The organism is Nocardioides islandensis (assembly GCF_015352455.1).
Taxonomy (GTDB): domain Bacteria; phylum Actinomycetota; class Actinomycetes; order Propionibacteriales; family Nocardioidaceae; genus Nocardioides; species Nocardioides islandensis.
In genome coordinates this window covers 644,714-657,424 of the sequence record NZ_JADKPN010000001.1, presented here as the reverse complement: position 1 = coordinate 657,424, position 12,711 = coordinate 644,714, and the positions used below count along the sequence as shown (strand labels likewise).

The window sequence follows — 12,711 nt, the reverse complement described above, 5'->3', positions numbered from 1 at the left end:
GCGGTCCGCGGCTGCCAGAAATGGCGCGATCGCGGCCGAACTGCAGATCCGCGGCGCCGAAACGTGCAGTAACCGCGCGATCGCGCGATTCTCAGGACCCCAGCAGCTCCAAGATGAACTTGGGTCGGTCGGTGATGACCGCCTGCACACCGAGGTCCAGGCAGGTCTGCAGCTCGGCCTCGGTGTTGACGGTCCACACGTGCATCTCGCGACCGGAGTCGGCCAGCCGCTGGGCGAAGGCCGGGTGCTTGCGCAGGGTGGCGACCCAGGGGCCGATGACCCAGTCGTCCTCGACCAGCGGGCGCAGCACCGGCCAGTGCCGGGCGTGCTCGATCAGCATGACCACCCGCAGGTCGGGCGCCAGGCGGCGGATGCGTTGGAGCGCGACGTAGGAGAAGCTCATCAGCCGCGCGGGCGAGTCCGCACCGTGCCAGCCGAACTCCTGGAGAAGCTCCACGGTGCGCTTCTCGACCAGCCCGGCGTACCGCGTCGGGTGCTTGGTCTCGATCGCCAGCTCGACGCGACGTTCGTACCCGGCGACGGTCTCGAGCAGCCGGCGCAGCGTCAGGACGCCGTCCCGCTCGGGGTCGCGGTCGGGCGCCTCGTCGTCGAGGTCACCCCACGGGTTCTTCCAGGACGTGAAGTCGAGCTGGTTCAGCTCGGCGAGCTCCATCGCGGAGACCACGCCCTTGTTGCTGGCGATCCGGCGCAGGTCGCGGTCGTGCACGCAGACCAGGTGGCCGTCCGCGGTCAGGCGTACGTCGCACTCGAGCGCCTCGGCGCCCTGCTCGAGGGCCTTCAGGTAGGCGCCCAGGGTGTGCTCGGCGCTCTCGTGGCTGGCGCCGCGGTGGGCGACGACCTGGGGCCGCATGCCCAGCTCCATGAACCGCATTCTGGCAGGCTTCGCGCATGGTCAAGCGCGACCGGCCGGAAGTGCCCGAGGCCTTCGTGAGCCGGATCCGCGCCGCCCTCGCACCTCTCCCCGAGTGCCGCGAGGAGGAGGCCTGGGTCGGCGTGCACTGGTCGGTGCGCGGCAACACCGTCGCACACGTCTTCGGCGGCGAGGACCAGCTCTTCCGCGTCGTGTTCCGTGGCGAGCCGGACGAGGTGATGGCCATGCAGCACCTCGGCGCGCCGTACTTCCGCGCCGGCTGGGGTCGCAACGTGATCGGCATGATCATCGACGAGCACACCGACTGGGACGAGCTCGGCGAGCTGCTCACCGACTCCTACTGCGTGCAGGCGCCGCGGGACCTCGCCGAGAGGGTCCCGCGGCCGGCTGACGGATCGGCGTGAGCGTCGTACGCTCGGCCTCACGGCCAGGGCAGCCGGCCGCCTGCACCCGGGAGACCGGGACGGTGAATGCCCACCCCGCACCGTCCCACCCGTCCGTGATGCGTCTCGACTCCTGAGGCGGACCACGCAGCAACGCAGGCCCTGTGATCCGTCCGCCGGGAGAGCAGCATCATGGCCATCGACCAGCACAGCGATCTCAAGCAACAGGCCAAGCGCCTGCGTACCTCCCTCGCCGACCGCGGCGTCGAGGTCACCCACAGCGAGGCGCTGGAGCACCTCGCGCACCAGTACGGCGCCCGCGACTGGAACACGCTCGCGGCCCGGCCGGAGGCGCCACGGCCCTTCGGGCCGGTCATCCCCGTGCTGCGCATCTTCGACGTGGCCAAGGCGCGGGAGTTCTACACCGAGTACCTCGGCTTCGAGATCGCCTGGGAGCACGTGTTCGACGACCACGCGCCGGTGTACCTCGAGGCGCGACGCGACGGCGCGGTGCTGCACCTCAGCGAGCACCACGGCGACGCCAGCCCGGGCGCGACCGTGCGCGTGCTGGTCGCCGACGTGATGGGCCTGCACCGCGAGCTGCACGAGCGCGACTACCCGTACGCGCGACCGGGCATCGAGACCGAGCCGTGGGGGCTGGAGGTCACGGTGCTCGACCCGTTCGCCAACCGCATCGTCTTCCACCAGCCGGCGTCGGACGACGCGGCCCTCGAAGGTGGGGGCACGGCCGCGGGACCGATCGAGCACGAGTACGTCGTCGCGTGCTCGCCCGAGCACGCCTTCGACGTCCTCACCCGTGACGTCGGCCGCTGGTGGCCGGACGCATACGCCCCTCCCGGCAAGGTCGACGTCCTCATCGAGCCCCGCGTCGGCGGCCCCTGCACGATGCGGATCGCCGACGGCTCGGCGTACCCCTGGGGCACGGTCTCCGCGTGGGAGCCCGGCGTCCACTTCGGCATGGACTTCACCCTCGCCCAGGACCCCGACCACCCCAGCCGCATCGACGTCCGGTTCGAGGCGACGGGGGACGGCACGCGGATGCGGTTCAGCCACGGCGGCTGGACCGCCGGCAACGTGGCGGGGCGGGCGCGGTTCAGCGAGTGGACCGTCATCCTCGACCGCTTCGTGGCCATGGCCGAGGGGCGGCCGCTGCCCTCCGGCACGCCGCCGGAGAAGTAGCCCGCCATGGACCTGCTCGTCGACGGAGACCTGACGCTGCGGCGCGCGGTCCCCGCCGACGCGCCTGACGTCGTGGAGGTCTACAACGAGGCGGACATCCAGCACTGGATGCTCTGGGAGCCCGAGGTCGTCGACGAGGCGGAGGCACTGGCCAACATCGCGCGGTCCGAGGAGGCGTGGGCGGAAGGCTCGTGGGCGGTGTTCCGGATCGTCGTCGGCGGGCACGTCGTCGGCGGCGCGAACCTGCACTTCCTGCCGTACGACGTCGCGGAGGCCTCCTACTTCCTCCGCGCCTCCGCCCGCGGCCGCGGCATCGCGACCCGAGCCCTGCTGATGCTCACCGACTGGAGCTTCCGCGAGCGCGGCCAGGCCCGCGTGTTCCTGCGGTGCAACCCGGAGAACACCGCGTCGAGGGCGCTGGCCGAGCGGGGCGGGTTCACCTACGAGGGGCTGGAGCGGCGGTCCGCGGCGTACCCCGACGGCCGCCGCTTCGACTCCTGCGTCTACTCGATGCTGCCCGCGGAGCGGGTCGCGATCCGTCCCGCGACCCTCGACGACGCCGCGTTCCTCACCGACACCGCGATCGAGGCCACCCGCGACCAGGGCCGGTTCCCCGCGGACGTCGACCTGGCGGAGTACCGCGCGGGGTTCCTCGACTGGACCCTCGAGCAGCTCCGTGACGAGGTCCCGGACAGCGTCACGTCCGTCGTCACGGCGTACGGCGCCGACGTCGGCCGCCTGCGCGTCGTGCGCACCGGCGACCTGGTCGAGCTGGCCGGGCTCCAGCTGCTGCCCGCGCACCAGGGCCGCGGCATCGGCACCCGGATCATCCGCGACCTGATGGCCGAGGCCGCCGCGACCGGCCGCGGCTTCGGGCTCTCGGTCGAGAAGGACAACCCGCGGGCCCGGGCGTTGTACGAGCGGCTCGGGCTCGTGGTCGTCGGGGACGAGGGCGACGACCCGGGCGAGCACGTGATGCGGCTGCCACGGACGTCGGGTTGAGTTGCGCCCCCGGCACCGTTGAGTTGCGCCTCCGGCACCGGTCAGTTGCGCCCCCGGGTCACGCGCGGGCGTACCGGAGGCGCAGCTCGCGCGTACCGGAGGCGCAACTCGCACGTACCGGGGGCGCAACTCAACTCCCGGAAGGGCGCTGCTCGACCAGCCCGACGATGTTGCCCTCGGTGTCCTTGACGAAGGCCTGCCACTCGTCGGTGCCGGCGGGGCCGAGGGTGTCGTCCTCGTGGCTGAAGATGACGTGCGGCTCGCCGAGCACCTCGGCGCCGGCGTCACGCAGGCGGGCGAACGTCGCGTCGATGTCGTCGACCTGGTGGTACAGCGTGGCCGGCTCGGCGCCCTGCTCGACCAGCAGACGCACGCCGTCGAGGTCGAAGAAGACCAGGCCCGGAGGGTCGTACGTCGCGGTCGGGCCCTCGCCCAGCAGGTCGGTGTAGAACGCGGTCGCCCGCGCGAGGTCCTCGGCGCGCAGCGCCACCTGGATGAGCCGCATAGCCAGAGTATGGGCCAGCACTCTGGCCCAGGATCAGGACCGCGACCACTCCGACAGCCACTCGACGAGCAGCCGCTTCTCGGCCGCCTGGACCCGGGCACGCAGCGCCTCCACCGAGTCGTCCGGCTCCACGGGCACCTCGACCTGGGCGAGGACCGGCCCCTCGTCGTACCCCGCCGTCACGAGGTGCACGGTCGCGCCGCTGACCGCGGCACCGTCGGCGAGCACCGCGGCGTGCACGCGGTCCCCGTACATCCCCTGCCCGCCGTACGCCGGGAGCAGCGCGGGGTGCACGTTGACGACCCGCCCGTCGTACGCCGCCAGCGTCAGCGGGCCGAGCTTCTTCATGTACCCCGCGAGCACCACGAGGTCGGTCCCCGCCGCGTCGAGGGCCGCGAGGACGGCCGCATCGAGGGCCGCAGGATCCGGATGCGTGACCGAGCTGAGGTGGGCCGTCGGTACGCCGTGGGCCGCGGCCACGTCCAGGACTCCGGCGCCGCTGTTGTTGCTGACGACCAGCGCCGCGTCCGCCGCGATCCGCCCGTCGGCGACCGCGTCGAGGACGGCGGCGACAGTGCTGCCCGCGCCGGAACCGAGCAGGGAGAGGCGCACGAACCGGGAGTCTAGGGTCACGCCATGAGCAGCCCGCACCTGTCGCCCGAGGAGTTCCGGGAGCTCGGCCACCGGGTCGTCGACTGGGTGGCCGACTACTGGTCGACGGTGGACCAGCGACCCGTGCTGGCCCGGGTGCAGCCCGGCGAGGTGGCCGCCGCGCTGCCGGCGTCGCTGCCCGAGAAGGCCGAGCCGCTGGATGCCGTCCTCGCCGACCTCGACCGCGTCCTCGTCCCGGGCCTCACGCACTGGCAGCACCCGCGCTTCTTCGCGTACTTCCCCGCGAACTCCTCCCCGGCCGGCGTCCTCGGCGACCTGCTCTCCAGCGGCATCGGCGCCCAGGGGATGATCTGGGCGACGAGCCCGGCCGTCACCGAGCTCGAGCAGGTCGTCCTCGACCAGCTGCGCGAGGCACTCGGTCTGCCCGAGTCCTTCGCGCGCAGCGGCGCAGGCGGCGGTGTCATCCAGGACACCGCGTCGACCGCGACGTTCACCGCGCTGCTCGCCGCGCTGCACCGCGCGACCGACGGCGGCGCCCGCCGCGCCGGCGTACCTCCCGGCCGCTTCACCGTCTACGGCTCCACGCAGGCGCACTCCTCGCTGCTCAAGGCCGCGATGATGAGCGGCCTCGGCGAGGCGGCGGTCCGCGCGGTCGCGGTCGACCCCACGACCCAGGCGATGGACGTCGCGGCGCTGCGCGAGGCGATGGGCGCCGACGTGGCGGCGGGCCTGACGCCGGTGATGGTGCAGGCGGCGGTGGGTACGACGTCCACGGGCGCCGTCGACCCGGTCGCCGAGATCGCCCCGGTGGCGCAGGAGCACGGCGCGTGGCTGCACGTCGACGCGGCATGGGCCGGTGTCGCGGCCGTCTGTCCCGAGCACCGGTGGATCCACGACGGGGTCGAGCACGCCGACTCCTACGTCACCAACCCGCACAAGTGGCTGCTGACGACCTTCGACTGCAGCGCCTTCTGGGTGCGCGACCGCGCCGCACTGGTGGGCGCGCTGTCGATCCTCCCGGAGTACCTGCGCAACCCGGCGACCGAGTCCGGCGCCGTCGTCGACTACCGCGACTGGCACCCGCAGCTCGGCCGGCGGTTCCGGTCGCTCAAGCTCTGGACGGTGCTGCGCAGCTACGGCCTCGAGGGGCTCCGCGCCCACATCACCAACGGCGTCCGGCAGGCGCAGCACTTCGCCGACCTGGTGCGGGCAGACGCGCGCTTCGAGATGGTCACCGACCCGGTGCTCGGACTCGTCGTGTTCCGGGTGGTCGGGGACGACCAGCGGACCATGGACCTGATGGAGGCGGTGAACGCCGGCGGCACGGCGTACCTCTCCCACACCAAGGTCGAGGGCCGTGCCGCGCTGCGGATGGCCATCGGCTCGTGGCAGACGACCGACGCCGACATCGACACGACCTGGGACGCCCTCGTCAGCCACCTCTCCTAGGCCGACGGCATCAGGGCAGGCGCACCATCAGCTGCCCGTTGCCGTCGACCTTCGACTCCACGGTCTCGGCGCGGGACTCCACGAACGCGCGGAACGACGAGAACCCCAGCGACTTCTCCTTGAAGGCGGGGTCCATCCGCTGCATCTGGCTCTTCACGCCGCCGGCGTAGACCCACTCGTCGTCGCTCTTCTGCAACCCGACGCGGATGGCCCGCTCCAGCAGCGCCGTCGCGCGGGTCTGCGCGTCCGGCTCCGGCGGGGGCTCGGACTTCTTGGCCGACTTCTTCGCGGTCGTCTTCTTCGCAGCCGCGGTCTGCTTGGCGGGCTCGGGCTTCTTGATGACCGCCGGCGTGATGCCCGGCAGCTCCGCGTAGTCGATGAACTCGTTGCACGCCGAGACCAGGGCGCTGCTGGTCGAGCCGGCCACGCCGATCCCCACGACGTACCGGCCCATCCGCTTGCACCGCTGCGCCAGCGGCACGTAGTCGGAGTCGCCGGCGACGAAGACCAGGTGCGAGATGTCCGGGTGCAGGCTCAGGTCCTCGACCGCGTCGACGGCCAGCCTGATGTCGGCGCCGTTCTTGGTGCCGGCGGCCGGGAACAGCTGCACGAGGTCGACCGAGCGGTTCACCAGCGGGTTCTTGTACGCCGCGTTCGCCGGCACCGACCAGTCGGCGTACGCCCGCGTGAAGGCGACGTTCCCGAAGGAGGCGGCGTAGTCGATGATCGCGCCGAGGTCGACCTCCGCCTCGGCCAGCTTGACGTCGATCGGGTCGTTGGAGCTGATCGAGCGGCGGTGGTCGCGAGCCATGTCCTTGCGCCAGGCGCCGTCCCCGTGGAGGTTGTCGTAGCGGGAGATGACCACGTTGTCGAAGTCGATGTAGACGGCCACGCGATCACTCATGCGTCGACCCTAGTCGGCCTCGATGGCGAGCCTTTCCAGGCGCCGCAGGGCGAGGGCGCACACCGCGAGGTACGCCGGCGCCCACACCGGCACCCCGAAGGTCACCCGCGTCCCGGCGCCGACCGCCTCGACCTCGTGCCGCGTCCCGGGAACGCCGGCCACCCGCCACGACCAGCGCCGGCCCGGCACGAAGTCGGTCACCGTGAACGGCAGAGCCGGTCCTACCAGTGGTTGCACCCGGCCCGTGCTACCCGCGTGGATCTGGGGAGCGCGGTCGTCGAGCCAGGCCAGCCCGACGGACGGACCCCACCGCGGCCACGAGTCGAGGTCGACCAGCAGGTGCCAGACCACGTCGGGCGGCGCGGCCATGGTGCGGGACACGGAGAGCACACCCCCATCTTCCGCCAGGATGGGCAGGTGCGTGTCGCGGTGTTCATGGGCTCCTCCCCGGGTCGTCCCCAGGACCAGGCGGCCGCCGTCGTCCTCGGCCGCGCCGTCGCCGAGGCCGGGCACGGGATCGTGTACGGCGGCGCCCACGTCGGCCTGATGGGAGTGCTCGCCGACGCCGCCCTCGCCGCCGGTGGCGAGGTCGTCGGCGTGCTCCCCCAGAACCTCGTCGAGCGCGAGGTCGGCCACGAGGGCCTGACGCGCCTCGAGCTGGTCGGCACCATGCACGAGCGCAAGGCCCGGATGGTCGACCTGGCCGACGCGTTCGTCGCGCTGCCCGGTGGCGTCGGCACCCTCGACGAGGTCGTCGAGGCCCTCAGCTGGTCCCACCTGTCGCTGCACGCCAAGCCCGTCGCGGTCTACGACGTCGACGGGTTCTGGCAGCCGTTCCTCGACCTGCTCGGCGGCATGGTCGAGGGCGGGTACGTCGCGGCTTCCGCTCGTGCGCAGCTGCGGGTGGTACGGAGCCCGGCCGAGGTACTGGAGCTGCTCGGGTAGGCCTGCCTGTCATGGCATCGGATCGCGCACAGTGTCTGCCACAGTTCGCGGATGCGCGTCGGAACGTGGAACCTGGCCGGTCGCTGGTCGGCTGCTCACCACGAGCTCCTGGTCGCGCAGTCATGCGACGTCTGGCTGCTCACCGAGGTAGACGACCGGGTCGAGGTCGTGGGGATGTGGGGCCACCGGACCGAGGCCGAGATGTGTCCCCGGCGGAGCTGGGCGGCCGTCTTCAGCCACAGGGTTCTTGAGCCACTCGAGGATCCGCACCCCGCCAGCGCGGCGGTTCGCGTGGGGCCTGTCGTCTTCGTCAGCTCGATCCTTCCTTGGAGGAGCTGCGGGCGTGCCTCACCTTGGGACGGGGAGACGCACGCCGAGAGGACGAGGCACACGGTCGAGCGCCTGGCCGCCATTCCACACACCCCGCTCATCTGGGGAGGTGACTGGAACCACGCGCTGCAGGGTCCGGAGCGGGCCGGGAGCATCGGCGGACGAGGACACATCCTCGCAGCCGTCGACGCGCTCGGGCTGGTAGTGCCGACTTCGACCCTGACCCATCGCATCCCCGGACTGAGCCCGATCGACCACGTGGCCGTTCCACGGACAGCCTCGGTTCAGGAAGTCGAGCGCGTCCCGGCCGAGCACCAGAAGAAGTGGTTGTCCGACCACGATCTCTACATCGTCACCGTCGGCGAGGTCGACCCCGCAACCGCGGCACCATGATCGCGGTGGCCCGTCAGGACGCGACGAACCGCCGCCAGAGCGGTGCCACCTGCCAGGCGTCCCACTCGGCGGACCCGAAACCCGTGCGATGGATGTGCGGCTTGCCGTTCGGCTCGGCGGTGGTGATCTCGAGGAACTCGCCCGAGACGTCGGTGATCGCCGTCCAGGCGATGGGGCGCGAGAACAGCTTGCGCACCTGGATGCTCTCGGCCGTGACGATCAGGCGGCCACGTCCCTTGGCGCGGAACGGGCAGAGCTCGGCCGGAGTGCCTTCCGCCACCTGTCGGATCGTGCGCTCGAGCAGGCGCGGCTCGATCTCCTCGCGGGCCAGCGCGTCGATCTGGTCCCAGAGCGGACGCCACGGTCCCCACTGCTCGGTGCCGGCGTCTCCTCGGAAGCTGACCGAGGTGTCCTCGCCGTCGGACAACAGGCTCACGCCACAGTCGAGCCGGTTCCAGCTGCCCGGCGCGGTGCTGCGCGAGAGGTTCCTGGAGAACCGGTCGATCCGGTCGAGCGGGAGGTGCCGTCCGTTGACCGTGAGCGCGACCCCGTCGTACTCGACGCGTGTCTTCTCGTGCGTCCAAGCGAACGGCGCGACCGACACGCGGCTGACTGTAGCCCCGCAGGCTCGCCGCCCGTGGCGAGCTCGTGGTGCGTGGGTCGGCCGCTCCACCGACGGCGGATCCGCTCGCCGCTGATCCGCTGGCGGCCGATCCGCCCGGGGCAGCAACGCCTTCGGTCGGCGTACCTCCCCGGTCATCGTGGCTGCATGACCTCCCTGACCCAGCTCGACGACGAGCTCACGCGCAGGCTCATGCACCAACGGATCGTGGTGCTGGGCGAGGCCCTCGAGGAGGGCAACGGCAACCGGCTGATGCACCAGCTGCTGCTGTTGTCCGCGGAGGACAAGCGGTCCGACATCAGCCTCTGGATCAACTCCCCCGGCGGCTCGGTGTCGGCGATGCTCGCCATCCGCGACGTGATGCGGCTGATCCCCAACGACGTCGCGACCCTCGCGATGGGGATGGCCGCGAGTGCCGGGCAGTTCCTGCTCTCGGCCGGCACACCGGGCAAGCGGCACGCCCTGCCGCACGCGCGGATCCTGCTGCACCAGGGCTCCGCCGGCATCGGTGGCACCGCCATGGACATCGAGATCCAGGCCAAGGACCTGCGCTACACCCGCGACACCGTGCTCGCGCTCGTCGCCGAGGACACCGGACAGTCCGTCGAGACGATCGAGCAGGACTCGCGACGGGACCGGTGGTTCAGCGCCGACGAGGCGAGGGAGTACGGCTTCGTCGACCACGTCGTCTCGTCCGTCGACGACGTCGCCCCGCACGGCGGCCGCCCGCTCGTCGGGTTGGGGGTCGCGCGATGAGCACCTACACGATCCCGTACGTCGTCCAGCAGACGCCGCGGGGAGAGCGCACCGTCGACCTGTACTCCCGGCTGCTCTCGGACCGGATCATCTACCTGGGTACCGAGATCGACGACGGCGTCGCCAACGCGGTGATCGCCCAGCTGCTGCACCTCGCCTCGGAGGGACCGACCTCGCCGATCAGCCTCTACATCAACTCCCCCGGTGGCTCGATCACGGCGATGCTGGCGATCTACGACGCGATGCAGTTCGTGTCCTCGCCCGTCGAGACCACGTGCGTCGGCCAAGCGGCATGGACGGCCGCCGTGCTCCTCGCCGGCGGTGAGCCCGGCCACCGGCAGATGCTCCCCCACGCCCGCGTCGTGCTGCACCAGCCGGCCACCTCGCAGCGCGGCACCATCCCCGACCTGATCGTCGAGGCCGACGAGGTCGCCCGTATCCGTGCCCTGCTGGAGGAGATCCTCGCCAGGCACACCGGTCGCACGACCGAGCAGGTCCGCGAGGACACCGACCGCGACCTCGTCCTCCCCGGCCAGGCCGCCGTCGACTACGGCATCGCGGACGCCGTGCTCAGCTCGCAGGTGCCGGTCTGACGATGAGGCTGGGGGTGCCAGTAACCGCGCGATCGCGCGGAAATGGCAGGTTTCGACGGCCGAAAGCTGCAATAACCGCGCGATCGCGTGATTTCCGGCACCCGAGGTCAGGCGGCGAGGCAGAGGGCGCCGTACGAGCCGGTCGCCGACGTACCTGCCGAGGCGACGCGGGTGCTGAGCTCGCGGACCGTGAGGTCCAGGGCGCCGGCGACGGCCGAGAGGATCTCGGAGGAGGGGTCCTTGAGGCCGCGCTCGACCTCGGAGAGGTACTGCGTCGACACCCCGGCCCGCTCGGCGACGTCGGTCAGCCGCTCCTCGCGAGCCTGGCGCTCGCGCCGCAGCTCGGCGCCGACCAGCTCGCGCCAGAGCGGCTCGGGGGACTCGGGACGCTCGACCTTGCGCTGGAGCGGCAGCACCTCACCCATGCCGTTCACGGTAGGCGGCGACGAGGAGGGAAGTCGCTCGATTCCGCTCTGGGCGGAACCTAGTGTCGGGCCCGTGCTGCGCATCGTCCCCGCCGACCCGGACCACCTCGAGGAGTGGCGGGCGATCCACAACGCGATCATCCCGACGGCGCCGCTCGGCACCGACGACGTGAAGGAGCGGGCGACGCGGAACCGGCTGACGCTGGGGTACGACGGCGACGTGCTGGTCGGGAACGCGACCGTCCGGCCACCCGACGAGGAGGGCACCGCGGTGGTGATCGTGCGGATCCTGCCGGAGCACCGGCGTCGTGGGCACGGCTCCTCGTACCTCACCCACGAGCTGGCCGAGGCCGAGTCGCAGCGGCCCGCGCACATCGGGACGGTCGTGCTGGCCAGCAACGAGGACGGGCTCGCCTTCGCGCTGGCGCGCGGGTTCGCCGAGGTCGACCGGTACCTGTTGCCCGGCGACACCGTCCCGTTCGTGGACCTGCGACTCGGGGAGGCTCAGCGGCCCCGGAGGAACTGACCGAAGTGCGGCACCGTGAACGCCACGCGACCGCGCTCGCCGGAGTACACCAGGCCCTTCTTGATCAGCCCGTCCCGCGCGGGCGACAGGGACTGGGGCTTGCGGCCCAGGTGCCGCGCCAGGTCGGCGGTGCTCACCGGGGCGTCGCCGCCGTCCTCGCCGAGGTCGGCCATCGCGGTCATGTAGTCGCGCTCGGCCGGCGTCGCCCGTTCGTACCTGACCCCGAAGAACCCCACGGCCAGCTCGGCCTCCGCGTCGGGTGCGGCGGTCAGCACGTCGTCGCGGGAGACGGGTGACTCGGTGGCGACGTCCCAGGTCGCCTTGCCGTAGGCCTGCACGAAGTACGGGTAGCCGTCGGTCAGCCGCTGGAGCTCGTCGAGGGCGGCGTCCTCGAAGTCCACGCCCTCGGTGTCCGCGGGGATCGAGAGCGCACGTCGGCAGTCGACCGGCGCGAGGCGGTCCACCACGACGTGGTGGAACAGCCGCTCGGCGTACGACTTCGACGCCGCCAGCGCGACCGGCAGGTGCGGCAGCCCGGCACCGACGAGCAGCAGCGGCGCGGACTGCTGGCTGATCTCGTGGCAGGCGCCGCAGACGGCGGCGAGCTCGTCCGGCGCGATGTCCTGCATCTCGTCGACGAAGAGGGCGACGCCCACACCCAGGTCGGCGCCGACGGCCGCGACGTCGGTGAAGAGCTCGGTCAGGTCGAGCTCGAGGTCACCGCTGTCGGCACGGCCCTTGGCGGCCGGTACGTCGACCGGCGGGCTCCACCGCAGGCCCTTGCGGTCCTCGAGCGAGGTCCGCAACGCGAAGGCCTTGACCACGCCACCCACCTCGGCGACGCGCTCGGGGTCGCGGTGCCGGTGGCTGACCTCGCGGATCGCGGCGGTCACGGCCTGGGCCACCGGGATGCGGATGCTCTGGTCCGGCCGCGCCTCGATCTTGCCGGTGCCCCACGCGCGCTGCACGGCCTGCGAGCGCAGCGCGTTGAGCAGCACGGTCTTGCCGACACCCCGCAGCCCCGAGAGCACCATGGAACGTTCCGGCCGTCCGGCGGCAGCTCTCTCCAGGGTCACCGCGAACTGCTGCAGCTCGCGGTCCCGGCCGGCCAGCTCCGGCGGGCGCTGGCCCGCGCCCGGGGCGTAGGGGTTCCGGACCGGGTCCATGACAGGAC

General features: G+C 72.2%; 17 protein-coding genes. 9 read left to right on the top strand and 8 right to left on the bottom strand.

Features of this window, described 5'->3' with window-relative positions:
* Positions 1 to 91: 91 nt before the first annotated feature.
* Positions 92 to 883 (bottom strand): glycerophosphodiester phosphodiesterase family protein, encoded by a 792-nt coding sequence (locus tag ISU07_RS03175; RefSeq protein ID WP_228521090.1) that lies wholly within the window; start codon positions 881 to 883, stop codon positions 92 to 94.
* A gap of 26 nt (positions 884 to 909) precedes the next feature.
* Here ISU07_RS03175 and ISU07_RS03170 point away from each other — a divergent pair, with 26 nt between their 5' ends.
* The 3 genes from ISU07_RS03170 (at position 910) to ISU07_RS03160 (ending at position 3,477) form a co-directional block, all read left to right on the top strand.
* A complete protein-coding gene (locus ISU07_RS03170; protein ID WP_194705264.1) occupies positions 910 to 1,296 on the top strand; it encodes an MmcQ/YjbR family DNA-binding protein in 387 nt (128 codons plus the stop codon).
* A gap of 171 nt (positions 1,297 to 1,467) precedes the next feature.
* Positions 1,468 to 2,475: a glyoxalase superfamily protein gene (locus tag ISU07_RS03165; RefSeq protein WP_194705263.1), complete on the top strand. Its 1,008-nt coding sequence runs from the start codon at positions 1,468 to 1,470 to the stop codon at positions 2,473 to 2,475.
* A 6-nt stretch (positions 2,476 to 2,481) separates the two neighbouring features.
* Positions 2,482 to 3,477 (top strand): GNAT family N-acetyltransferase, encoded by a 996-nt coding sequence (locus tag ISU07_RS03160; RefSeq protein ID WP_194705262.1) that lies wholly within the window; start codon positions 2,482 to 2,484, stop codon positions 3,475 to 3,477.
* A 130-nt stretch (positions 3,478 to 3,607) separates the two neighbouring features.
* Here the strand turns inward: ISU07_RS03160 and ISU07_RS03155 are convergent, their stop codons facing one another.
* Together ISU07_RS03155 and purN are read right to left on the bottom strand one after the other, a co-directional pair.
* Positions 3,608 to 3,982: a VOC family protein gene (locus tag ISU07_RS03155; protein ID WP_194705261.1), complete on the bottom strand. Its 375-nt coding sequence runs from the start codon at positions 3,980 to 3,982 to the stop codon at positions 3,608 to 3,610.
* Positions 3,983 to 4,015: 33 nt separating this feature from the next.
* The gene (purN, locus tag ISU07_RS03150) at positions 4,016 to 4,594 is read right to left on the bottom strand and encodes a phosphoribosylglycinamide formyltransferase (protein ID WP_194705260.1); all 579 of its coding nucleotides are present in this window, start codon (positions 4,592 to 4,594) and stop codon (positions 4,016 to 4,018) included.
* Between the two features lie 24 nt (positions 4,595 to 4,618).
* Between purN and ISU07_RS03145 the strand changes: the two genes are divergently transcribed.
* Entirely contained in the window at positions 4,619 to 6,043 is a 1,425-nt protein-coding gene (locus tag ISU07_RS03145) for a pyridoxal phosphate-dependent decarboxylase family protein (protein WP_228521089.1), read from the top strand.
* Between the two features lie 10 nt (positions 6,044 to 6,053).
* On the opposite strand, the gene ISU07_RS03140 is transcribed toward ISU07_RS03145, so the two are convergent.
* The gene (locus tag ISU07_RS03140) at positions 6,054 to 6,947 is read right to left on the bottom strand and encodes an NYN domain-containing protein (RefSeq protein WP_194705259.1); all 894 of its coding nucleotides are present in this window, start codon (positions 6,945 to 6,947) and stop codon (positions 6,054 to 6,056) included.
* A gap of 9 nt (positions 6,948 to 6,956) precedes the next feature.
* Positions 6,957 to 7,337 carry an SRPBCC family protein gene (locus tag ISU07_RS03135; RefSeq protein ID WP_323742403.1) on the bottom strand — a complete coding sequence of 127 codons (381 nt, stop codon included), beginning with the start codon at positions 7,335 to 7,337 and terminating at the stop codon, positions 6,957 to 6,959.
* 27 nt (positions 7,338 to 7,364) lie between these two features.
* Between ISU07_RS03135 and ISU07_RS03130 the strand changes: the two genes are divergently transcribed.
* Positions 7,365 to 7,892 (top strand): LOG family protein, encoded by a 528-nt coding sequence (locus ISU07_RS03130; protein ID WP_323742402.1) that lies wholly within the window; start codon positions 7,365 to 7,367, stop codon positions 7,890 to 7,892.
* 51 nt (positions 7,893 to 7,943) lie between these two features.
* A complete protein-coding gene (locus ISU07_RS03125) occupies positions 7,944 to 8,615 on the top strand; it encodes an endonuclease/exonuclease/phosphatase family protein (protein WP_323742401.1) in 672 nt (223 codons plus the stop codon).
* 13 nt (positions 8,616 to 8,628) lie between these two features.
* On the opposite strand, the gene ISU07_RS03120 is transcribed toward ISU07_RS03125, so the two are convergent.
* Positions 8,629 to 9,219, bottom strand: coding sequence for a hypothetical protein (locus ISU07_RS03120; protein WP_194705257.1), 591 nt, complete (start codon positions 9,217 to 9,219; stop codon positions 8,629 to 8,631).
* Between the two features lie 165 nt (positions 9,220 to 9,384).
* On the opposite strand from ISU07_RS03120, the gene ISU07_RS03115 reads away from it, so the two are divergent.
* A complete protein-coding gene (locus tag ISU07_RS03115; protein ID WP_194705256.1) occupies positions 9,385 to 9,993 on the top strand; it encodes a ClpP family protease in 609 nt (202 codons plus the stop codon).
* Positions 9,990 to 10,586, top strand: a complete 597-nt coding sequence (locus ISU07_RS03110) for a ClpP family protease (protein ID WP_194705255.1) — start codon at positions 9,990 to 9,992, stop codon at positions 10,584 to 10,586. Before ISU07_RS03115 ends, ISU07_RS03110 begins: the two co-directional genes overlap by 4 nt.
* A gap of 107 nt (positions 10,587 to 10,693) precedes the next feature.
* Here ISU07_RS03110 and ISU07_RS03105 read toward each other — a convergent pair whose 3' ends face one another.
* A complete protein-coding gene (locus tag ISU07_RS03105) occupies positions 10,694 to 11,011 on the bottom strand; it encodes a helix-turn-helix domain-containing protein (RefSeq protein WP_194705254.1) in 318 nt (105 codons plus the stop codon).
* A 73-nt stretch (positions 11,012 to 11,084) separates the two neighbouring features.
* Between ISU07_RS03105 and ISU07_RS03100 the strand changes: the two genes are divergently transcribed.
* Entirely contained in the window at positions 11,085 to 11,537 is a 453-nt protein-coding gene (locus ISU07_RS03100) for a GNAT family N-acetyltransferase (RefSeq protein WP_323742400.1), read from the top strand.
* Here the strand turns inward: ISU07_RS03100 and ISU07_RS03095 are convergent.
* Positions 11,516 to 12,703: an ATP-binding protein gene (locus tag ISU07_RS03095; protein ID WP_194705252.1), complete on the bottom strand. Its 1,188-nt coding sequence runs from the start codon at positions 12,701 to 12,703 to the stop codon at positions 11,516 to 11,518. The two genes, ISU07_RS03100 and ISU07_RS03095, sit on opposite strands and share 22 nt — an antisense overlap.
* Positions 12,704 to 12,711 lie beyond the last annotated feature (8 nt).